The 21,791-nt window shown below is 29.8% G+C and carries 17 protein-coding genes and 1 other annotated feature; of the genes, 3 read left to right on the top strand and 14 right to left on the bottom strand.

Features of this window, described 5'->3' with window-relative positions:
* Positions 1-11: 11 nt before the first annotated feature.
* The 3 genes from OCU47_RS13220 to serS all read right to left on the bottom strand — a co-directional run bounded on the left by OCU47_RS13220 (position 12) and on the right by serS (position 4,180).
* Positions 12-1,367 (bottom strand): acyl-CoA reductase, encoded by a 1,356-nt coding sequence (locus OCU47_RS13220; RefSeq protein WP_261829072.1) that lies wholly within the window; start codon positions 1,365-1,367, stop codon positions 12-14.
* The gene (locus OCU47_RS13225; protein ID WP_261829073.1) at positions 1,367-2,482 is read right to left on the bottom strand and encodes a LuxE/PaaK family acyltransferase; all 1,116 of its coding nucleotides are present in this window, start codon (positions 2,480-2,482) and stop codon (positions 1,367-1,369) included. Before OCU47_RS13225 ends, OCU47_RS13220 begins: the two co-directional genes overlap by 1 nt.
* A 420-nt stretch (positions 2,483-2,902) precedes the next feature.
* Complete coding sequence (gene serS, locus OCU47_RS13230; RefSeq protein ID WP_261829074.1) at positions 2,903-4,180, bottom strand: serine--tRNA ligase; 1,278 nt, start codon at positions 4,178-4,180, stop codon at positions 2,903-2,905.
* Between the two features lie 89 nt (positions 4,181-4,269).
* Positions 4,270-4,482 (bottom strand) — a binding site (T-box leader).
* Positions 4,483-4,783: 301 nt separating this feature from the next.
* Between serS and OCU47_RS13235 the strand changes: the two genes are divergently transcribed.
* Positions 4,784-6,499, top strand: coding sequence for a methyl-accepting chemotaxis protein (locus OCU47_RS13235; RefSeq protein ID WP_261829075.1), 1,716 nt, complete (start codon positions 4,784-4,786; stop codon positions 6,497-6,499).
* Positions 6,500-6,549: 50 nt separating this feature from the next.
* Here OCU47_RS13235 and OCU47_RS13240 read toward each other — a convergent pair whose 3' ends face one another.
* The 5 genes from OCU47_RS13240 to OCU47_RS13260 all read right to left on the bottom strand — a co-directional run bounded on the left by OCU47_RS13240 (position 6,550) and on the right by OCU47_RS13260 (position 13,810).
* Positions 6,550-7,434 (bottom strand): GNAT family N-acetyltransferase, encoded by an 885-nt coding sequence (locus OCU47_RS13240; RefSeq protein WP_261829076.1) that lies wholly within the window; start codon positions 7,432-7,434, stop codon positions 6,550-6,552.
* 101 nt (positions 7,435-7,535) lie between these two features.
* Entirely contained in the window at positions 7,536-8,774 is a 1,239-nt protein-coding gene (locus tag OCU47_RS13245) for an MFS transporter (RefSeq protein ID WP_261829077.1), read from the bottom strand.
* Between the two features lie 468 nt (positions 8,775-9,242).
* Positions 9,243-11,027, bottom strand: coding sequence for an ABC transporter ATP-binding protein (locus OCU47_RS13250; RefSeq protein WP_261829078.1), 1,785 nt, complete (start codon positions 11,025-11,027; stop codon positions 9,243-9,245).
* Positions 10,966-12,720 (bottom strand): ABC transporter ATP-binding protein, encoded by a 1,755-nt coding sequence (locus OCU47_RS13255; RefSeq protein WP_261829079.1) that lies wholly within the window; start codon positions 12,718-12,720, stop codon positions 10,966-10,968. Before OCU47_RS13255 ends, OCU47_RS13250 begins: the two co-directional genes overlap by 62 nt.
* Before the next feature lie 97 nt (positions 12,721-12,817).
* A complete protein-coding gene (locus OCU47_RS13260; RefSeq protein WP_261829080.1) occupies positions 12,818-13,810 on the bottom strand; it encodes a LacI family DNA-binding transcriptional regulator in 993 nt (330 codons plus the stop codon).
* A 454-nt stretch (positions 13,811-14,264) separates the two neighbouring features.
* On the opposite strand from OCU47_RS13260, the gene OCU47_RS13265 reads away from it, so the two are divergent.
* Positions 14,265-14,984: a hypothetical protein gene (locus OCU47_RS13265; protein WP_261829081.1), complete on the top strand. Its 720-nt coding sequence runs from the start codon at positions 14,265-14,267 to the stop codon at positions 14,982-14,984.
* A gap of 309 nt (positions 14,985-15,293) precedes the next feature.
* On the opposite strand, the gene OCU47_RS13270 is transcribed toward OCU47_RS13265, so the two are convergent.
* Both OCU47_RS13270 and OCU47_RS13275 read right to left on the bottom strand, forming a co-directional pair.
* Positions 15,294-16,310, bottom strand: coding sequence for an IS1595 family transposase (locus OCU47_RS13270; RefSeq protein WP_261829082.1), 1,017 nt, complete (start codon positions 16,308-16,310; stop codon positions 15,294-15,296).
* Positions 16,311-16,764: 454 nt separating this feature from the next.
* A complete protein-coding gene (locus tag OCU47_RS13275) occupies positions 16,765-17,592 on the bottom strand; it encodes a MerR family transcriptional regulator (protein WP_261829083.1) in 828 nt (275 codons plus the stop codon).
* Positions 17,593-17,683: 91 nt separating this feature from the next.
* Here OCU47_RS13275 and OCU47_RS13280 point away from each other — a divergent pair, with 91 nt between their 5' ends.
* Positions 17,684-19,075 (top strand): MATE family efflux transporter, encoded by a 1,392-nt coding sequence (locus OCU47_RS13280; protein ID WP_261829084.1) that lies wholly within the window; start codon positions 17,684-17,686, stop codon positions 19,073-19,075.
* Positions 19,076-19,138: 63 nt separating this feature from the next.
* Here the strand turns inward: OCU47_RS13280 and OCU47_RS13285 are convergent, their stop codons facing one another.
* The 4 genes from OCU47_RS13285 to OCU47_RS13300 all read right to left on the bottom strand — a co-directional run bounded on the left by OCU47_RS13285 (position 19,139) and on the right by OCU47_RS13300 (position 21,783).
* The gene (locus OCU47_RS13285) at positions 19,139-19,426 is read right to left on the bottom strand and encodes a DUF503 domain-containing protein (RefSeq protein WP_261829085.1); all 288 of its coding nucleotides are present in this window, start codon (positions 19,424-19,426) and stop codon (positions 19,139-19,141) included.
* 224 nt (positions 19,427-19,650) lie between these two features.
* Positions 19,651-20,247 (bottom strand): hypothetical protein, encoded by a 597-nt coding sequence (locus OCU47_RS13290; RefSeq protein ID WP_261829086.1) that lies wholly within the window; start codon positions 20,245-20,247, stop codon positions 19,651-19,653.
* Positions 20,248-20,434: 187 nt separating this feature from the next.
* Positions 20,435-21,133, bottom strand: coding sequence for an amino acid ABC transporter ATP-binding protein (locus OCU47_RS13295; RefSeq protein ID WP_261829087.1), 699 nt, complete (start codon positions 21,131-21,133; stop codon positions 20,435-20,437).
* A gap of 8 nt (positions 21,134-21,141) precedes the next feature.
* A complete protein-coding gene (locus OCU47_RS13300) occupies positions 21,142-21,783 on the bottom strand; it encodes an amino acid ABC transporter permease (protein WP_261829088.1) in 642 nt (213 codons plus the stop codon).
* Positions 21,784-21,791 lie beyond the last annotated feature (8 nt).

Consider the following 21,791-nt stretch of genomic DNA (forward strand, 5'->3'; position numbering starts at 1 on the left):
GAAATATAAAACTAAATTTGAGCACTAACTACAATTGTCATCTCATTTAAATTATGAAGACCATCATGAGATGTACCTGGATAATGCAATGGCATTTCACCTGGCTTTGTTACTATGCTTACACCAAGCAATGTCATCTTCTCAACAAACTCTTCATCAGCACCACTATACCCCATAGTTTGTAAATATGCTTTTAAATTATTTTCAACATATTCATGCACTTCATCTGTATTGTCATAAGGACAAATAAAAATAAATCTATTAAAACATCTATCTATATCCTCCTTGTCTGGCATCCCATCACTTAAAATTATAGTATAGTCTGCATTGTAAGAGCCGTATAGCTTTGCATTTCTCTCCTTTTTTATTCCATACTTTAGCAAGCAATATTGCCTATCCTGTATTGCTTTCATAGAACTCCATGGATTTAAATATGCTTTTGGAAATCTTTCTGCAAGTTCATTCAGGCTTTCTGCTATGCTTTCAGCTAATAATTTAATGTCCAACTCTTTGTTTACAAACACTATTCTAGGTGATAAGCACGCCTTCTGCTCCCAACATACCATGTCTCGTGCAACACCTTTAGCAACATTATTTATATTTTCTACCTTGTCTATAACTTCAAAGCTAATTTTGGCACCATGCATAACTAAATGAGAATTATACTTTGCACATAGTTCTGCCATTATTCTTCCTGAATGCTCTCCTCCCCAATGTATAACACAATCAGTTTCCCTTACAATAGTTTCATATATATTTGAACACTCACTATTAAAATATACTACTGATAGTCTTTCCTCTATTGTTGGATCAATCTCAATCAAACTTTTATAAAAAGCATAGGCAAAATATGGCTCGTCTCCAGATACTTTTACTAAGTTACAATTTTTAGATAACAGTCCCATAGATATACTCGTTGGAATTACTACAAAAGCATTTCCAGAAACATTATGAAACATAACTCCTCTAGGTTGTCTATGAACCTTACCATAGCTTGTTCCAACCCAATTATCCAGTATATCAATATGACCAAGTTCTTCTCTAATTACTGCCTGTAAGTTCTCTTTTAATAACATTTGCATTGAATTTTCAAGTTCATAAGTCACAAGTTCTTGGCTTTGATTTAATATATGAGACAAAACCTCAATATGCTTTTTTGAGTATTCTCTATTTAACCACATCCTGCCACATTTATCTAAAAGCTCTAGAGTTTTTTCAACTGGTATACTGTGAACTTTATCTTTATTTTTTTTTAGCCGTTCTATCTCATTGACTATTTGACTTTCTTCTGAACAAACCAACTCTAAATCCATATCATTTATTTTCTTTGCTAAAGCGGTATTTCCACAGGTATATTCAATTCTCATTACTTCTCCTCCTTTACATTAAGAGTTGCTCCACATCCCTTTGCTTCTGCACCTTTAACTCTTCCTATTAGTTTTATAGTCATGACTCTTTGTCCACAATCAGGACATTTATCCATAGAAACTATTTCTCCAATATCATCAACTAATATAGATGCTCCGGCAAACGCAGAAGTTCCATATGCATTTAACATTTGTATGAATCCTCTATCACCTGGATTATAAAGTGACTTTAAAGTCTTAATATCCCTTATAATTACCTTGCCGTACTCAGGAATATGGAAAAGATAGTCCTTGTATTCCTTAGAATAGTGACCTGATATTGGAAAAGAGTTTTCTGTAAATGAGTATGAGTCTATGAAATTCTCTTCTGGTATACCAAGAAAGCTAGATATTTCTTCTACAAAATCTTGTCTTTTTAAAGTTGTTCCAACACTTAAAGAACCCTTTTTTCCATCCCAACCTCCTCCTCCTGTTTGAACTATTGTATTCTTTCCAAGATTCACTGGTCGTATTTTTTCCTTTAACAAATTTATTGTATTATACAGTAAAATAGTAGAACCTTTTATAGAAACATGATGTTCTAAATTATTATGTTCCCTCAAAAATGTTTCAAAAGCATCTAAGTTAATGTTTAATTCCTCGCCATCTGCTTCTAAAAGAAATACTGCATTATCATTAAATTCATACATATCCAATATGTTGCCAATGTATGATTCTGTAGGTTTTCCATGCACCATCTGACTTCTAAGTCTTTTCATAACTTCAGGTTCTGGATAAAAAACACAATCGTATTCACTAACGTTCTTATCCATAAACTTCTTTATCTGCACAAGATCAGTTGCACTTCTTCCCACTATGCTTGGATCCCCACTAGTACTACTAGACATTGTCCACTTATCAATTTTGTCTAGCGGAACTCTTAATAAGTCTGTAAATATTTCAGCAGATTTCTTAAATAATGTAGTTGTAACAAATGGTACTTGTTCAATATCCTTTTCAGAGTTTAGATTAATGCTAGGGTTAAATCCTTGATTATCACATATAAGTTTATATGCCGGACATTCATAGTATTGATTAACTAAGTTGTCCTTGAGATCTTGAAAGAAATTTTGCATATTGATACCTCCTTAAAATATATAAATAAACTGACTAGTCAGTTTATTTATACTACTGTGTGGAAATTTTTGCAAATACGTCTAACCTAAAAAAATACATTTATATCCGCTATATTGTTAAATTTTACACTATATTCTCTTTTTTACTTATTATTACACTCGATTAGATATATATTTACTATTCCAACCTATTATTTCTCAGTAATCAAAACTGTTAATTACTTATGAACCAGTATAAAATGTATGCTGAACCTTTTATCTATAATCCAAAGAGATGCAAAAAACAAAAAGATGACTCCTGTTCAATACAGAAATCATCTTCTTAACTTAATATATGGTCTTATTAATTAGAATCATTATTTAATTAGAAGAACACCAAGTTTAAAACAACTAGTTTATTGTTCTTCTTGATTAACATCATTATTTAATTACAGTCATTCCACCCATATAAGGTTGTAATGCAACTGGAATATTTATAGATCCATCTTCATTTAAGTTGTTTTCTAAAAATGCAATTAGCATTCTTGGAGGAGCAACTACAGTATTGTTTAATGTATGTGCAAAGTATTTGCCATTATCACCATCTACACGAATCTTTAGACGTCTAGCTTGTGCATCACCTAAGTTTGAGCAACTTCCTACTTCAAAGTACTTCTTTTGTCTAGGAGACCAAGCTTCTACATCTACTGATTTAACTTTTAAGTCTGCTAAGTCACCAGAACAACACTCTAAAGTTCTTACTGGTATATCTAAAGAACGGAATAAATCCACTGTGTTTCTCCATAGCTTATCATACCATTCCATGCTTTCTTCTGGTTTACATACAACTATCATTTCTTGTTTTTCAAATTGATGAATTCTATATACTCCTCTTTCTTCTATACCATGAGCTCCCTTTTCTTTTCTGAAACAAGGTGAGTAACTTGTTAAAGTTTGAGGCAATGAAGTTTCTGGTAATATTGTATCAATAAACTTACCAATCATTGAATGTTCACTTGTACCAATTAAGTACAAATCCTCTCCCTCAATCTTATACATCATAGCATCCATTTCGGCAAAGCTCATAACACCAGTTACAACTTCACTACGAATCATAAATGGTGGTATACAATATGTAAAACCACGATCTATCATGAAATCTCTTGCATAAGAAATTATTGCTGAATGAAGTCTTGCTACATTTCCCATTAAGTAATAGAATCCATTACCTGCAACCTTTCTAGCACTATCTAAATCAAGTCCATTTAATTTTTCCATAATTTCAGCATGATATGGAATTTCAAATTCTGGAACAACTGGTTCTCCAAAACGCTCTAGTTCAACATTTTCACTATCATCTTTACCTATAGGAACACTTGGATCAATTATGTTTGGAATAACCATCATAATATCCTTAACTTTTTTCTCTAATTCAGCTTCTTTTACTTCTAACTCAGCTAAACGATCAGAATCAGCAGTAACTTGTTTCTTTATTTCTTCTGCTTCGTCTTTCTTTCCTTGCCCCATTAAAGCACCAATTTGCTTTGAAATCTTATTTCTATTAGCTCTTAAAGTTTCTGCCTCTTGCTTAGCAGTTCTAAGTTCAGCATCTAAAGCAATCACTTCATCTACTAAACCTAATTTTTTATCCTGAAACTTATTCTTTATATTTTGCTTAACAATCTCAGGATTTTCTCTTACAAATTTTAAATCTAACATATTTTTGCCTCCTACATAAAATAAATTTATTTTTTAATAATAAAATAAAAACTTCCGTCTCAATTATACATACACCTATGGATATGTATAATTGGGACGGAAGAAAATCCGCGTTGCCACCCAAATTGCTAGTTTAAAATAAAAACTAGCCACTCAATAACAGTATGATAAAGGATACTACCCTTTCGATTCATCATCGACAGCTCCAAAAGTGGAAAGAGTTAAACTTTCACCGATTCTCACCTACCATCGGCTCTCTGAAGAAATTTATACATCGTAGCTTTTTTCATTGCTGCATTTTATATATCTTATTATTCATTAATTATATATACTTTTATACTTATATGCAAGTATAAATTAATCATTATCTTAAAGATAATACATTTATTGACTTGTAATATCTGTTAATTCTGCTACTTTTAAAATTAATTATTACTATTTTCCCGATTTTATACAAAAAGTTTTAGCACTTTCTACTTTTAAATGTTTACTTTCTAAATCTATATTTAATTTCCCATATAATACACTTGGCAAAATCACAGAAACTCCATTATAATTTTATTATTATGTCTAAATTTAAAAAAATCAAATAGGAGGCTAACAATGAATAACTTAAAAGTACGACTGAAACTAAGAATTTTTTCTATAATGGCATTATCATTAATTGTTCTAATAAGTATAGTAGGCTATTATTACCTTGATAAATCAAACAAGGACATAACAGCAATGTATAAAAGAAATTTACTTGGTGTTGAATTACTAAATGATAACAGAAACCAATCTAGAGCTATTGAGGCAGATCTATACTACATACTTTTACATCCAGAAGATAAAAGTAAGCAAGACGAAAAAGTAAAAGATATTGAAACTAGACAAAATTCATTTAAAAATAATCTCGAAAAGTATAAGCAATCTAATCTTGATAAATATGAACAAGATAGGTTAACAATTATTGAAAGTAATTTTGAAAAGTTTCTACAAGGAAAAGATGCTGCAATAAACTATGCTATGAAAGGAAATACAGCAAAAGCCTTAGAAGAATTTAATGCGGTTGAAACAAATAAAGATGAATTTCAAACAAGCTTAAAGGAAATTGCTTTATATGTTGCTAATTTATCAGATAAACTAAATGGGCAAAATAATATCAACTTTCATAATTCTCAAATGATATTTTTAGCAATATTTATATTTGCGGTAATTATTGGTACAGTGTATACAGTAGCACTGGCAAAATCTCTGGCTATACCATTAACCTTAGCAGTAGAACATTTGAAAAAAGTTGCTACCGGTGACTTTACAAACAAAGCTCCTGATAAAGCTTTGAAAAGAAGAGATGAAATAGGAGCAATGACTCAAGCTATAGATTTAATGCAAAATTCCTTAAAGCAGCTTATTGGAAATGTAAAACAAGAATCTGATTCCATAGAAACAGTTGTAAATAATATTTCAAAACATATGTATAACTTAAATATTAATATTGAGGAAGTAGCCTCAACTGCAGAAGAATTATCCGCAGGAACTGAACAAACTGCTGCTGCAACGCAAGAAATGAATGCTTCTGCTGATGAAATTGAAATTGCTGTTACTTCAATTGCAAAAAAAGCTCAAGAAGGAGCTATCCAAGCTTCTCATATAAATGAAAGAGCATTAGAAACTAAGGCTTCAGTAACGCAATCTCAAAAAAGAACTTTAGAAGTATTTACAGAAACTAAAAATAATTTAGAAGTGGCACTAGAAAATTCAAAAGTTGTAGAACAAATCAATGTATTATCTGAATCAATAATGGATATATCAGAACAAACTAACCTTTTAGCATTAAATGCTGCTATTGAAGCAGCAAGAGCTGGCGAATCTGGTAAAGGCTTTGCTGTAGTTGCAGATGAAATAAAAAATCTAGCAGAACAATCTCAAAATACAATAGCAGAAATTCAAAATATAACTGAAAAAGTTGTATCATCAGTGAATGATTTATCTTCTAGTTCAAATGAACTTTTGAATTTTGTATCTAAAGATGTAATAAATGACTACGATTCAATGCTAACTGTAGCTGATGAATATAGCAAAGATGCAGAGTTTGTAAACAATCTTGTGTTAGATTTCAGTTCTACTTCAGAAGAACTATTAGCCTCACTTCAAGAAGTAACAAATACAATTCAACAAGTATCTATGTCCACTAACGAAGGAGCAGAAGGTACTACAAATATTGCTTCAAAAATTGTAGACATCACAGAAAAATCTAATATCATCATTGAGGAAGTTACTAAATCAAAAGAAAGTGCAGATCAACTAAATCAAGAAGTAAGTAAATTTAAAATTTAATCTATATTAATCACCAATTTTTCCTGAGAGAATACACCAAATGGCTTGGACTATATTTTCTCAGGAAACTTTGTCAACAAAACAGACTTTTCTTCAAACCCACAAGCTTTATATAAATTTAATGCACTAATATTATTGCATTCTACATCCAATTCTATATTATTTATATTTTTTTCCTTAATTAAATCTATAGCTTTACTTAGTGCAGCTTTTGCATAACCCTTTCTTCTAAAGTTAGGCAATATTACAACTCCAAAAATATATGCTGAATTATCACTATAATCTATGCTTATTTTTCCTATAACCTGTTCTCTTAACTCAATCATATACGTATTTTGTTTCTCTTGCTCTTGTTGTAAAAAACTATTATTGATATATTCATCATAAAAAAACAGTATGTTTTGTCTTTGTATTTCCTGTAAATCAAACTCTTCTGCCTTTCTTAAGCTTATACCACTATGCTGAAAAGTAACTTTTTTAACTAGTTTCATTCTATATTCTAAAAAAGCAAATTTTCTCCCAACTATATTAATAAAATCAACTCCGTAACTTGATTGAGCTTCTGATAATAATACTAGTTTAGTGAATTTTCTGTTTCTACATTCTTCAGCCGCAAATCCGAGGAGCCTGCTAAACAACCCTTTGTTCCTCCAATGAGGATGGATCAATCCATTAATTTCACCTATGTTATTTCCTAAACTTGATATTTGAATATATGCTACTAACACCTCATCTACATAATAAAAAAATTCATTTATTTCATTTAACCTTGTTTCAGAACTTCTATTCATATTTACTCTACGGTCTAATTCTAATTTGATATTTGTTTTGTCATTAATATTGCATAAATCTTGAAGTTCATTTATTTGCTTATATTCTTTTTCTGATATAAATTCTTCCAAGCATATAAATTGTTTTGGTACTTTTTCACACATTATCAAACTCTCCTTTCCAACCATGATATTATATAATAATTATTTGATATTATGTGAATTTTATGAAATGACATTAATAAAAATACATTTTCTACATTAGCCTACCTAGTTTTCAACATCCTATATACGAGCAATGGGATAATAAGAACAATAACAATAATACCACAAGCGGCAAAACCTATTCTTGCATTAAAATGTTGAGTAATTACTCCAGCATAAAAGTTACCTACTGGTGTAGATCCTGCAAAAACTAAGGTATAGACACTCATAACCCTGCCCCTATATTCATTACTTGAATTAAGCTGCAATGTTGAATTTGCACTTGATGTAAAAGCGATAAAAAAGAAACCTGTAAGTGCAAGAAATATTCCTGTTACTAAAAAGATGCTAGTATACCCTGTAAGCATTAAAAATCCTCCTACAATCAGAGGCACAACATAAATAAAAACCTTTTTAGGACCATTCTTGCTTAACATAGCAATAAACATAGCACCTATAAATGACCCTAACCCCATAAAAGACATAAGAATACCAAAACCAGTTTCACCTTGTTTCAATACTTCTTTTGCAAAAACAGGCACTAGAACATTAAAATTAGGAACAAATGTACCAACTACCGCCATTATTAATATTGTATATAGAAGAACTGGCTTATGATAAATATACTTAAGTCCATCCTTTATTTCTCCTATCAACTTTGTATTTTTCTTATTTTTTGTTTCCACAACTTTTGATGGTTCTATCTTAATAAAAAACAAACTTATAAGAACTGCTCCAAAGCTGGCTGCATTTATGAAGAAGCAAGCTGCAATTCCTACATATCCCATAACTAACCCTGCTATAGATGGTCCTACAATTCTAGCTAAATTAAATGCCATAGAATTTAAGGCAATTCCATTCATTAGGTCTTCCTTTCCCACAAGCTCTACTATAATTGACTGGCGTGAAGGCATATCAATTGTATTAACAATACCAAGAACTGTAGACAATATTAGTATATGCCAGTAATGAACCTTACCTGTCCAAACCAAAATAGCAAGTATTAATGTAATTATAAGCGAAGCTGATTGAGTTAATATTAGAATTTTCTTTTTTGGGAACTTATCAACAATAACCCCTGCAAATAATGAAAATATTAGCATAGGAGTATATTGAACTATACCAATTAAACTTAATAAAAATGGTGAATTAGTTAATGTGTAAGCTAACCAAGGCTGAGCAATGTTCTGCATCCAAGTTCCTATTACTGAAATACACATTCCAATCCAATAATACCTAAAGTTTTTATGTTTTAATGAAATAAAAGGATTATTAAATTTATTTTTAGTCGAAATATTCATATCTTTTCTCTCTTTCAGTTTTATATATCTAATAAATAAACAAATGATTTAATAATCAGTGTATGTAATTTTCAATCAACAGACTTTATTCACTGAATATATATAATATAATTGGTTTATAATTGGCAAAATGATACTATTATTGATTATTAAAAGCATGTAATTAAATATTGATAAAATTATCAGTTTCATATGTATCTATATGGGTACATATAGAAGTATTCCATCTAAATGTTGGGGAAAAAAATGTCGAATTTTTGTAACTTGTCCACCAACATTATTATGGAACAGTTCTATATAGATAATTATTAATAAGTATCCCCTGCTAGTTATTCGTAATTGGTTTTTAGTTCTTTCCTAAAAATTCATTATTTATTAGTCACCATTCAATTACTTATTATTTATCACTTATCATTGACCAGAGAACATACCTGCTTAAAAGCTACTTTTAGCTTATAACTACATACCTTATGCTTTAACTATCAAATCTCTGTAATATCCACCTATCTCCATTAGATCTTCATGATTTCCCATCTCTAAGATTTCACCATGCTTTAGAACTATTATCTTATCAGCATTCCTTATAGTTGAAAGTCTATGAGCAATAATTAATGTAGTTCTATCTTTTGTAATATTATCTATAGCCTTTTGAATTAATAATTCAGTTTGAGTATCAATATTAGCTGTAGCTTCATCTAAAACAAATATTGAAGGATTATGTGCTAAGGCCCTGGCAAAAGATATCAACTGTCTCTGTCCTGCTGAAAGGGTGCTTCCCCTCTCCATAACAGGTTCATTTATTCCCATAGCAAATCCATCAATCACTTCTTTTGCATGAGCTATTTCTAAAGATTTTTCTATTATATTTTTATCAATGGTATCATTTAATGTAATATTATCTTCAATAGTACCTGAAAATAAAAATACATCTTGAAGCACAACTGCTACATTTCTTCTTAAATCTCTTTTCTTTATATTATTTATATTAATTCCATCAATAAGAATTTCACCCTTCTGAACCTTATAGAATCCACTTATAAGACTAATGATAGTTGTTTTCCCTGCACCAGTTTGTCCAACAAATGCTGCAGTTTGGCCTTTATTTAGAGTAAAACTTATATCCTTTAAAATCCAATCCTCATCATTATAAGCAAACCATACATGTTTAAATTCTATATTTCCTTCAAATCTATCTATTCCTATCCCTAAATCCAATTCCTCTAAAGTTTGTTCTTGATCCAACAATTCAAAGATTCTATCTGCAGAAACTAAGGCTGATTGAATAGTTGTATAGTTTTCAGCTAAATCTGATATAGGATTGAAGAATTGCTTTATATATGTTGTAAATGCATATAGTACCCCTATACTTAAAGTATGATTAGCAACTCTGCCCATACCATACCAAATCAAAATTGCCACAGCTAAGCTTTGAAAAATATCTGCTGCTGGTTTTAAAAAGCTGTTCATTCTAACTTGAAACAAGGTAGACTTAAAATACTCATTATTAAGTTCTGCGAATTCTTTCTTCTTTTCTTCTTCTCCATGAAAAATTTGAATTAGCCTCATGCCTGATATGCTCTCAGCCATAAATCCATTTATTTTTCCAATAAGAGCTTTCATCTTAGTAAAGTTTCTCTTTATTTTTGTTTTTAATATAAATACTACAGCAAATATAAATGGCACCACAGAAAATGATATTAATGCCAACTTAACATTAATCATAAGCATTGTGTAGATTATACCTATTAGCAAGAATACATCTTGAAATAAACTTATCAACACATCCGTATACATTTCACTTAAAGATTCCACATCATTGGTTGCTCTTGTGATCAATCTTCCTGAAGAAGTTTTGTCTAAGTATTCAAGCGGTAATAACTGAATAGTTTTGAAAACTCTACTTCTTAATGTTTTCATAATATTTTGTCCAACTTTATTGATCAACATTACTTGAGCAACAGCAAAAAATCCTCCCAATGCCACAACAGCAAAGTATGATAGTCCCATGGTTGTTATTGAATAAAATCCTCTTTGTGCCACATGCTTCGTTAGAAAATCATCAATTACTAACTTTAAAATATATGGTTTTATTAATTGTGCTGCATTTACTAAAAGAACACATACTGCTGCAACAATTACACTTCTCTTATATGGAAGCATTAGTTTAAGAAGTCTACTTAATGCTTGACTCTTAGGAGGCTTCGTTTCCGAACTCATTGTCTTCCTCATGGAATTGAGATTTGTAGATATCATAGTATATTCCCTCCTTCTCAAGTAATTCTGAATGAGTACCACGTTCAACTATTCTGCCCTCATCAAGAACTATTATTTCATCAGCTTCCATAACTGCTGACATTCTATGTGCAATTATTATAGAAGTTTTATTGCCACGTAATCTTCTTAAATTCTCAAGAATTTTAGTTTCTGTAATGGTATCTACTGCTGAAAGTGAATCATCTAATATAAGAATATCTGGATTTTTAATCAGAGCTCTGGAAATAGAAATTCTTTGTTTTTGTCCACCAGAAATGTTTACTCCTCTTTCACCAAGAACTGTGTTAAAATCATCATTTAAACTCATAACACTATCAAAAATACAGCTATTTTTTGTAGCATCTATTACTTCTTCATCCTCATAAATTTGTTTGAAAAATTTTATATTGTCAGATACAGATGCTTTAAATAAGAAGTTATCTTGTGGAACAAACCCAAAGCTATCTCTAAGGGATTTAAGCTCGTAATCATTTATATCTACTCCATCAAAGTAAATCTTACCTCTTGGAACGTTATACATTCTTAGCAGTAAATTGACCAACGTACTTTTACCTGAACCAGTCTTTCCTACAATACCTAAAGTATGTCCTTTAGGTATGCTTATATTTATATCCTTTAATACTGCTTCCTCTGCTCCTGGATAATTAAAAGATAAATCCTTAATCTCAACATCTCCATCTATAGAACTTCTTACACAATCTTCAATTTCTTTTATATCAATTTCTGTATCAAATATTTCGTTTAATCTATTCAACGAAGCCATACCTCTTTGGAATATTGTGATGATACGACCTATTGATATTATTGGTGACATTATCATTGTTAAATATCCATTAAATGCAACGAAGCTACCTAAGGATATGCTGCCTTCAAGCACCATGTTGCCCCCAATAATAAGATTTAAAACAAAACTTATAGTAAAACATATTTCAATTAATGGTGATACATATGAAGAAACCCGAATCATATCTAAGTTAGATTCTGACATTTTTTCATTTAGTACCTCGAACTTTTCTACTTCTTTATCTTCCTGAACATATGCTTTTATAACTCTAATTCCATTAATATTCTCTTGCACTCTATCTGAAATAGAAGCAAAATTCTCCTGCACTTTTTTAAATCTTTTACGTACAATACCACCTATTTTAGTCATTATCAATACTATAATTGGTATTGGTAGTAATGCCAAAAGAGTAACTTTCCAATTTATTGCCCTTGCCATAGAGTAAATTGATATCAAGCAGATTACAATACCGTTTATTGACATAGCTGTTGCAGGACCAAAGGTCATTCTAACTGCACTTATATCATTTATTGCATAAGCTATTAAATCTCCAGTCTTTCTTCTGTTATAGAATTCAGGAGATAACTTTTCAAAGTGCTCGAAAAGTTTTTCCCTAAGGTGACATTCCATGTTTCTAGCATTTCCAATAACTAAGTTTCTCCATGCATAGGTAGTTACGAATGTACCTAAAGCAATAAGCATTATATATGCAATATTTATATATACATCCTTATTACTAAAATTGTTTACCTTTAAGATATCAATTGTATCTCCTAGAACTTTTGGAAAAAGAGTCTGAATGTACGATGTTAGTAACATAAATGTAACTCCTATAGTGTAGGAAACCTTATGTTCTTTTATAAAATTAATTAATATCTTCTTCCCCATTTTGCACCCCCTATTTAATATAGAACTTAAAAAGAAAAAATAGCTTTGAATTTTTACTGTGCTCTATCCCCAAATTATAAACAACTATAACATTTCCCTACTTCATACAATTCTTTACCGAATCCCTCTCTATCAAAATGCTGTTTATTGTTATATTCTCATAAGGTTTATCTGGTTTATTTATTCTTTTTAAAAGAAGTTCTACAGCCATTTCACAAGCATAATCAATATTTAATTCCAAAGTTGTTAAAGCTGGTATTGAAAGTGATGATATTTCAGTATTTCCACTCCCAACGATAGATATATCCTCCGGTACTTTAATTCCTTTTTCATGTAAGCATTTTATAAGTTTTATTGCAGTATAATCCCATTGACAAATAATAGCGGTTGGTCCATTATTACTGCTAATCAATTTTGCTACTCTTTCTTCAAAATTTTCTTCATATATAAAAAACTCATCTCTTATTGGCAAATTATAATCTTCCAAAGCTGAAGTAATTCCAAGTACCTTTTCTTTGTTTTTGTATACGCTGCAACCACCTATAAATCCTATTTCTCTATGACCATTTTTTATTAAACATTCACATTGCTTATATCCGCCATTATTAAAGTTATACCAAACACTATCACAGTCAAATGAAGGGGAATATCCTGTATAAAAAACTTGATTTTTAATCCTGCTAGAAATGAATTTAACATAATCACTATTAAATCTGCCAATAAATATTATTCCATCAAAATTAATTCCTTTTTGGATCTTGTTAGGCAAATACAACTGATCTTGATGTTCTTTATCCACAAATTCTAAATCATATTCACATTTCTTTGTTTGTATTGATCTTTCAATTCCTTGAACCATTTGACTATAGTTACTTGTATCCTGAACGAATGGCTTCTGATGTAACACTAATATTTTTATATCTTCATTATTTTTAGCTTTAAAATATCCCATCTCTTTTGCCTTACTTATTATTCTATTTCTAAGTTCATCACCTACCCCTGATTGCCCTGCCAAAGCTCTACTAACAGAAATTGTAGATACTTCAAGCTCTTTGGCTATATCTGAAATTTTAACTTTGTCACCTTTCAAAAGGTACACCTCCAAAAAATATACTTATTCACCGCAAACATAACGTTATAGCTTTTGCAAATCTAACGTTATATTTCTAAAAGCGTAACGTTAGATCAATATAAGTATACTAAATTTATTATAGTTAGTAAATATATTCCTTAAAAATAGCTTGCCGTTTAGACATAAAAAAATTTATTTAAAAATAAAAATTTTAAATAAATTAAAACAAAAAAACTATAGTCGTACTAGCTTATGTTTTTATTGCCAAAAACGTAGATAATAGTTCAGTATAAATTAACTCCTAAACTCAAAAAATATATTTAAATGCAAAGGAATTTATATAGTTTGCAATTAATTCTCTATGTTTAATATTGGGTTAATTACTTTAAACGCTACTTTAACGAATGTAATTTTATTATTACAATACATTATATTTCTTTGCATAAAACTACGTTGAGAGGAGTGTATTTGTATGACTACAGTTTTAACAAAACCAGTATTCGAAGATATAATTGATAACTTAGACGAGAGCTCCATAAGTATTATAGAAAGTGATTTAAATACTCAAAGACTAACCAAAAATACTCGCCCAACTAATCAAGAAATTATAGATGCAGCCAAAGCTAATTATATCGAATATAGTGATTTTATAGATAATAATGCTTATTTCACAAGAAATTACTGCACAGATCGTGATAATAATGGTCGAATAAAAGATTTAAATATTACTGATTGGGACAAAAATCCAAGCTTTTCTCTTATGGAACAGATAGGAGAACAAACTGCAACTGAAACCAATACAGCAGGCTGTGAATTTATATTTCCTAGCTTAATGATTGGTATAAATGCTGATGCTGAATTAAGAAAAGGCGGTGGCGGTGGAGTAGGAACTCTTATTGATAGAGCACGACAATCAAGTGAAGGCACTAGATTTTTTACATATTACATGGGTAAAGTAGGTCTACAAATTAATAAAAATGATAATTTTATGGTAGGCGCATTCAAAGATCATCCATCTGTTCTTAGAAATCTAACTTTTTGCGGACTAGAAATAGTTAAAGACATAGGTGTTCCTATAAAACTAGATTTATTTTTTGATAAAAATCTAGAATTTTTAGGTTTTACTAGTAGTATGGGTGGGGGTGTACAAGAAGGAGCACGTGTTTTTGCTGGTCACTTCTACACTGAATAAAAATAGCATCTACATCTAATAAAAACAAAGTTTAAAATTATATTTAATAATAGGCGTTTATAACAAATTGATTTCATCCTACAATTAGTGTCCCAAAAATAATTTTATTTAAAGTTGTGTTGGGACACTCCTTTTATATTATTTATAATATCACACCATACAGTACTTCGTACTGTTCTCTAAAAGAATCTTGACAATCACTTAGTCATTCATGAATTCTATTAATTAAAATTTACATATCAGTATTCAGCACTTTTTTCATTTAAGTATCAACTAAAATAACTTATTAAAACTTATAAATACTAACACCTAAACTGATACCCCGTCTAAAGTTACATTCTTAAAATCAACAGTTCTCAAAACTTTATTGCTATTTAGTAAGTTTATAAATAACTGTTTTACTGCAACACAAAATTGGGTTGCCTTGTTTTTAATATCCCAAACATATAAATTGAGATAATAATTCACATACTTTGTGGCAATCCCCATAAATTTCTCTATATATCTAATAAAATTAAATCCATTATTTCTTGCTGTTTTGTTATCTAAGTATTCCCCTGTTTTGGTTTTATACCTTTTCGATCTTTCTAACTCTATTCTAAACTTATTTTTCTTTGCAAAACTTATATACGAAAAATTTCTTGCTGTACATAGTATTGACTTTGGTTTCACTAACGGAGATAAGAACTTTCTTGCATCTTCATAATTTACTAAACTATTATCTATTCCTCTTAAAACTATATTTTCTGAATCATCTATGCAGCTTATTACTCTTATTCTTTCATTCATAGGTGCTTCAAACCTTGAATATTTTAATCTAATTTTTTTAGTTTCTAAATAAATTTTCTTATTTCCTTTTAAGTTTTTCCGCATCATAAAATCATCAACTTGCACATGATGTGAAAGCTCGCTTGTCATTACTTTATTCTCAATAGAACTTAATATCTTATGTCTCCACGCAAAAGCTGTTTTAATATTTATTTTTAATTCCTCTGATATTGCTTTCAATGTCATACCCTTAGCCATGCAGCCTAAATATTGTATCCATACGTGAATATCTTTTTTACTGTAGCTTAATGGAGATGTGGTAACCTCAGAAAAAGTTTTATAACAGCATTTACATAGATGTCTTTTATAAATATTGGAGCCTGACTTTGTGTATCCATATTTTATTATATTGATACTGCCGCAGTGTGGGCATTTGACTATGTTTTTAGCTGATTTTAAAAAGTCATAATAATAGTTTAAACAATCTTTTATGTAAATTTCCTTAAATTCTTCATTACATTGGTTCGTTGAAAATAAATCTAATTTATTAGTCCACACCTCAATCACTCCATTCAGAAAATATGTTCTCTCTGAATTTTTGACTGATTATTTTTTTATATTCACTGTGATTAAAATTTTTTATGATGAATAGATGAGGGGAGATGTGACTGTGTATCTATGAGATTCCCTATAGAACTATTCCATAATAATGTTGGTGGACAAGTTACAAAAATTCGACAAAATTTTCACCAACATTTAGATGGAATACTTCTATATATATTATTAACATATACACAAGTGTGGTAACATGAAAACCATTAAAATTATTAAGACTTCAAAATCTATGCAAATTCAAAAAAATAAATATCCCCCCAATAAACAAAAATGCTCATACTTAATTAACAATATATTATACTCAAAAAATTTATAAGAATTAATTTTCAGTATAACGCTTGCACTATCAATAACAATAAGTATTTATATACTGAATTTACTTCAACATTATTTATTATTAATCTTTAGAAATATGAATTGATATAAGCTTGATATACTCATTTTTATCAGCATTAGTTAGAGTACTAAGTAAATCTGTTTCATAGGCATGACCACATATCCTATATCCATCTTTTTTAATATTTTCTATTAGTCTATCATAAGCTAGATACATTGTTTCATACGATCCTTGATGATAAGTTGATGCATAAATACCAAAAGGTTTTTCTAATACTTCAATTGAAGAACAATCAAAATCCTCCGGTATTTTGATTCCAAAGTATTCTATTCTTTTATAATTTCTTATAAACAAATTTTCTTTTTTAATAATATTACAAACAGGATTTTCAAAATCAATTTGTAACTGCTTTGAATGATTACATAACTCAATAAATCGCTGCATATATTCTTTGTCATCATCTTCTTTGCATTGCTTCACCATATAGCTTTCCTTATCTTGTTCTGCGTACACTACTTTTTTCAAATCTGTAAGGGTAAGAACTTGTTCAAGTAATTTAGCGCGACTATCTATTTTCTTTCTAATTCTATCTAACTTCTGAATTTCAATATCTACCTTTTCCTTTTGCTTTCGTAATATTTCAATACATCTCTCAGCATTTCTCTCGCTTAAATACTCTTTTAGTATGTTAATTGATACCCCTAAATTTCTAAATGTTAAAATAGAATCCAGTTCATCTGCTTGTTCCAAAGTATAATATCTATATTCCTTTTCATCTCTTTTAACTGGAGAAATAAGACCAATCTTATCGTAGTAAATTACATTTTGCTTAGTTATCCCAAGCATTTTAGCTAATTCACCTGTGGAAAGATATATTTTATTATTCATAATACACCTCTTGACTATATAGTTACTATATCCCTTATTATAGCATTGCTAAATATATGTACAATAATTAATTAGAAAAGGACTACTATATATGTTAAATACAAAAAAATATTTATTCAATAACAAACAAATAATATTCTCAATATTTGCCTTAGCTTGGCCTTCAATTGTAGAACAAGCTTTGCAGACTGTAGTGCAATATGCTGATTCAGCTATGGTTGGAAGAATTGGTCCTCAGGCTTCTGCTGCAGTAGGATTAACCACCACAGTAACTTGGTTAATAAATAGCCCATTTTTTGCTATGGGAATAGGCGTACTGGCTTATATTTCATCAGCGATAGGTGCAAAAAAATTTAATGAAGCAAAATCTGCAGCAACGCAATCTATTATTATAGCTTTAGTTCTAGGAATTATTGTTGGAATTACTACCTTATCTGTTAGTCCATTTCTTCCAAAATGGTTAGGGGCTAGTCCTGAGATTCAAAGAAATGCATCACTTTATTTTGCAATTATATGTCTTCCTATGCTATTTCGTGCTTCCAATATAGTATTTGGATCTGTCCTTCGTGCTACAGGTGATATGAAGACACCAATGATTGTTAACCTAATTATGAATGTTGTAAACATACTTTTAAACTTTATATTAATTTATGATACCAGGATAATTTCTTTAGGAAGTTTTACATTCTCAATATTTGGTGCTGGACTTGGTGTTGTAGGTTCAGCTACTGCCACCGCAATAGCCTACTGTGTAAGTGGTGCATTAATGTTTATTGCACTTTACAGAAATGCTCTAGTTTCTCCAAAAGGAACAAAAATTAGAATTAATAAACCAATAATGACTCAATGCATAAAAGTAGGTATCCCTGTAACATTAGAAAGAGTTACAACTTGCCTTGGGCAAGTTGCATTCACATCCTTAGTTACAAAACTAGGTACAATTGCCTTTGCTGCGCATTCAATAGCATTAACTGCCGAGCAAGCTTTCTATATTCCTGGGTATGGAATGCAAGCTTCTGCCTCTACACTGGCTGGCAACGCTGTTGGAGAAAAAAATAAAAAGAAACTGAATCATATTTCTATTACAATAATAGGTATAGCAGTTTCTGTCATGACCGTAACAGGAGGTATACTTTTCTTATTTCCTCAGACCATGATGTCTATATTTACTCAAGATAACACAGTAATTAGTTCAGGAGCTTCAGCCTTACGTATTGTTGCTCTTTCAGAACCAATGTTTGCTGCCCTTATAATTTTAGAGGGTATATTTAATGGTGTTGGAGATACAAAGGTTCCATTTTTTATTTCTCTATTCTCAATGTGGGGAGTTAGACTAGTCTCAACTTATCTATGTGTATCAGTATTTAATCTTGGATTGAACGCAGTATGGCTTTCAATGGTAGCAGATAATGTAGTAAGATGTATATTACTTTCAGTAAGATTTGTTAGTGGTCGATGGAAACATAGTATAAATTTCAATTAAATCTTTACTAAAAATACCTGTAGAACAATAACTTTATCTACAGGTATTCTACTATTCCATTTATTAAAAATTTTCCTCATATTGTTCAATATCAACTATCTCAGCATCAGTATTATCTTCAATAAAAGTAATTATGCTTTCCATAGTTGAACTTGCTTGAGCTGAAGTTCCACATACAGCAACTATACCAATAACAATCGTCTGATGAATATCTTGTTCATCTACTTCTCCAACAGAAACATTAAATTTATTTTTTAACCTTTGTAAAAGACTTTTAACCACCATTCTTTTTTCTTTTAACGAATGTACCCACGAAGCTCTCAATGTAATCTTAATAATCAACACCTTCATATTATCCTGAATCCTTTCTTACTATATGAAAATATAATCATACCACTTTAGTTACAAGTATATAAATATTTTCATAGTTATATATTTATCTGGATCAATAATAAATATTCAAATAATTTCATTATGAAAAATAAGTATTCTCAAAAGCACATATTATTCACTCTAAGTACTCTTGAGAATATTCTTATGAAAATCACTGAACAATCTTATAATATTTGTTTATTCTATAGTTTAGAATGAAATCCAAATATAATGGAACCAATACTGAACATTACAAAAATCATTAGAATCTCAAAAATAAATTCATAATCTCTTATTACCTTTACATTAGGGACATATTCTTTTATATACTTAATCATGCACCTTGGTGCATGCAAAATTTCATATGCATTGTTATTAGTATAAACTGTTAAGCTACAAAAATATTCATATGGTTCAAGGCTCCCTTTTGAAGGAATAATTGGAACATGGTACTTTATTTCCTTTACTTGATTCCATAAGATAATTTTATCTTTTGTATAAATTCCTTTTTCATCTATTACTGCTACAATTATTCCAAGAAACTTTTTATTTATGAAACAAAGAAAAAGCATCGGCACAAATACAATAGCTAAACGAAATAGCTTTATGTAATTCAGTAGCCGTCCTTCTCTTATCACACTAAATATAGAGGCTCCTGTAACTGAAATTCCTACTAGCAATAATAATGCATATAATATCTTGCTACTCCACATAGCTCTAAACTTAATTCCATCAACTTTTCTTAATTTAAAAATATTATTGTTATTATTATTTTTATGATTATAACTTTTTTCTCTCATAATATCTCCAATGCTGTGAACCTTATTTTCACAATTATTTACATATACTCATTATAGTTAAATTGTGAATGTATTTACAATTATTATAAATATTATATAACTTGGGACTTTTAAAACAAATACTAGTTAAATTTAAAAAACGAGCTCAGACATCTCTGAGCTCGCCCTTATAATTTTATTAGAAAATTTAATTTTCTAATTCTTCTTCAAAAATTAATCCTTCTTGAAGCTTCCCTTCTTTCATTGATACAATCCTATCTGCTACATTTTTAGCAAAATCCATGTCATGAGTTATAATCATCATACTCATACCTTTGCTTGAACTTAGACTCTTTATAAGACTGGCTACTTCTCCAGTTAAACCTGGATCTAAAGCTGAAGTTGGTTCATCAAAACACATTATCTTTGGTTCTAGAACTAAAGCCCTTCCTATAGCAACTCTTTGCTTTTGTCCTCCTGATAACTGAAATGGATAGTTGTTCTTTTTATCAGAAAGTCCTAAAAATCCAAGAGTTTCTTCAGCTTTTTTAATTGCTTCTTCTTTTGGCATATTTAAAACCTTTTGTGGTGCTTCAATTAGATTTTCTAATACAGTCATATGAGGAAACAAGTTAAAGTTTTGAAAAACTAAACCAATATCTTTTCGCAATTCTCTTAATGCTTTTTTATTTATATACTTTCCATCTTTGCATAGAGTTTTACCATTTATCTCAATATCACCAGCATCACAATGCTCTAACGCATTTACACATCTAAGCAAGGTAGTCTTTCCTCCGCCTGATTTTCCTACCACTACTAATATTTCACCAGACTTTATTTCAAGGTTGATTCCCTTTAAAACTTCTATCTTTCCAAAATGTTTTCTAATATTTTTGATCTTTAGCATGTTTCCCCCTAGTTATAGTACTCGTATTTTTTTTCAACTTGTTGTAGCACCTTACTTAGTATACCTATTATTACCAAATAAATAACTCCTGCTAGTAATAATGGTACTAAAGTAATATCTCTATTTGAAGCCATTTTGGCCATTTTTAATAATTCGTCCATTCCTAAAACGTACACTAATGAAGTATCCTTTACTAGTGTTGTTATTTCATTCGCCATTGGTGGTATTACTCTCTTTATTCCCTGAGGTAATATAATTCTATAAAATGTATTGCTTGGGGTTAGCCCCAAAACTTCTGCAGCCTCATATTGTCCTTCATCAATAGAATTTATTCCTGCTCTAAATATTTCACCAAAATAAGCTGTATAATTTAACGTAAATGCTATAATTCCAGCAGTAAACCTATCAAAGGTTACTCCTACTATTGGTAATCCAAAAAATATTATTATTATCTGTAATAGCAGTGGTGTTCCTCTCATTATAAGAATATATACTTCAAGTATTTTTGAAATTATTTTAACCTTAGATTTTCTTCCTGCAGCTACTGCAATTCCAAGAGGTATAGATAATATTAGTACTATAACAAAAACTTCTAATGTAACTACAGATGCCTTTAGCAATTGTGGCATTAGTCTTAAAACATAATCCAAAAGTGATT

This window comes from Clostridium sp. TW13 (genome assembly GCF_024345225.1).
Lineage (GTDB): Bacteria > Bacillota > Clostridia > Clostridiales > Clostridiaceae > Inconstantimicrobium > Inconstantimicrobium mannanitabidum.

Excerpts from the sequence above, each read along its gene's own strand:
- OCU47_RS13235 (WP_261829075.1), top strand. The coding sequence starts at position 4,784 with ATGAATAACTTAAAAGTACGACTGAAACTAAGAATTTTTTCTATAATG.
- OCU47_RS13295 (WP_261829087.1), bottom strand. The coding sequence starts at position 21,133 with ATGCTAAAGATCAAAAATATTAGAAAACATTTTGGAAAGATAGAAGTT.
- OCU47_RS13265 (WP_261829081.1), top strand. The coding sequence starts at position 14,265 with ATGACTACAGTTTTAACAAAACCAGTATTCGAAGATATAATTGATAAC.
- OCU47_RS13255 (WP_261829079.1), bottom strand. The coding sequence starts at position 12,720 with ATGGGGAAGAAGATATTAATTAATTTTATAAAAGAACATAAGGTTTCC.
- OCU47_RS13275 (WP_261829083.1), bottom strand. The coding sequence starts at position 17,592 with ATGAATAATAAAATATATCTTTCCACAGGTGAATTAGCTAAAATGCTT.
- serS (WP_261829074.1), bottom strand. The coding sequence starts at position 4,180 with ATGTTAGATTTAAAATTTGTAAGAGAAAATCCTGAGATTGTTAAGCAA.
- OCU47_RS13250 (WP_261829078.1), bottom strand. The coding sequence starts at position 11,027 with ATGATATCTACAAATCTCAATTCCATGAGGAAGACAATGAGTTCGGAA.
- OCU47_RS13240 (WP_261829076.1), bottom strand. The coding sequence starts at position 7,434 with ATGTGTGAAAAAGTACCAAAACAATTTATATGCTTGGAAGAATTTATA.
- OCU47_RS13285 (WP_261829085.1), bottom strand. The coding sequence starts at position 19,426 with ATGAAGGTGTTGATTATTAAGATTACATTGAGAGCTTCGTGGGTACAT.
- OCU47_RS13220 (WP_261829072.1), bottom strand. The coding sequence starts at position 1,367 with ATGAGAATTGAATATACCTGTGGAAATACCGCTTTAGCAAAGAAAATA.
- OCU47_RS13245 (WP_261829077.1), bottom strand. The coding sequence starts at position 8,774 with ATGAATATTTCGACTAAAAATAAATTTAATAATCCTTTTATTTCATTA.
- OCU47_RS13290 (WP_261829086.1), bottom strand. The coding sequence starts at position 20,247 with ATGAGAGAAAAAAGTTATAATCATAAAAATAATAATAACAATAATATT.
- OCU47_RS13280 (WP_261829084.1), top strand. The coding sequence starts at position 17,684 with ATGTTAAATACAAAAAAATATTTATTCAATAACAAACAAATAATATTC.
- OCU47_RS13225 (WP_261829073.1), bottom strand. The coding sequence starts at position 2,482 with ATGCAAAATTTCTTTCAAGATCTCAAGGACAACTTAGTTAATCAATAC.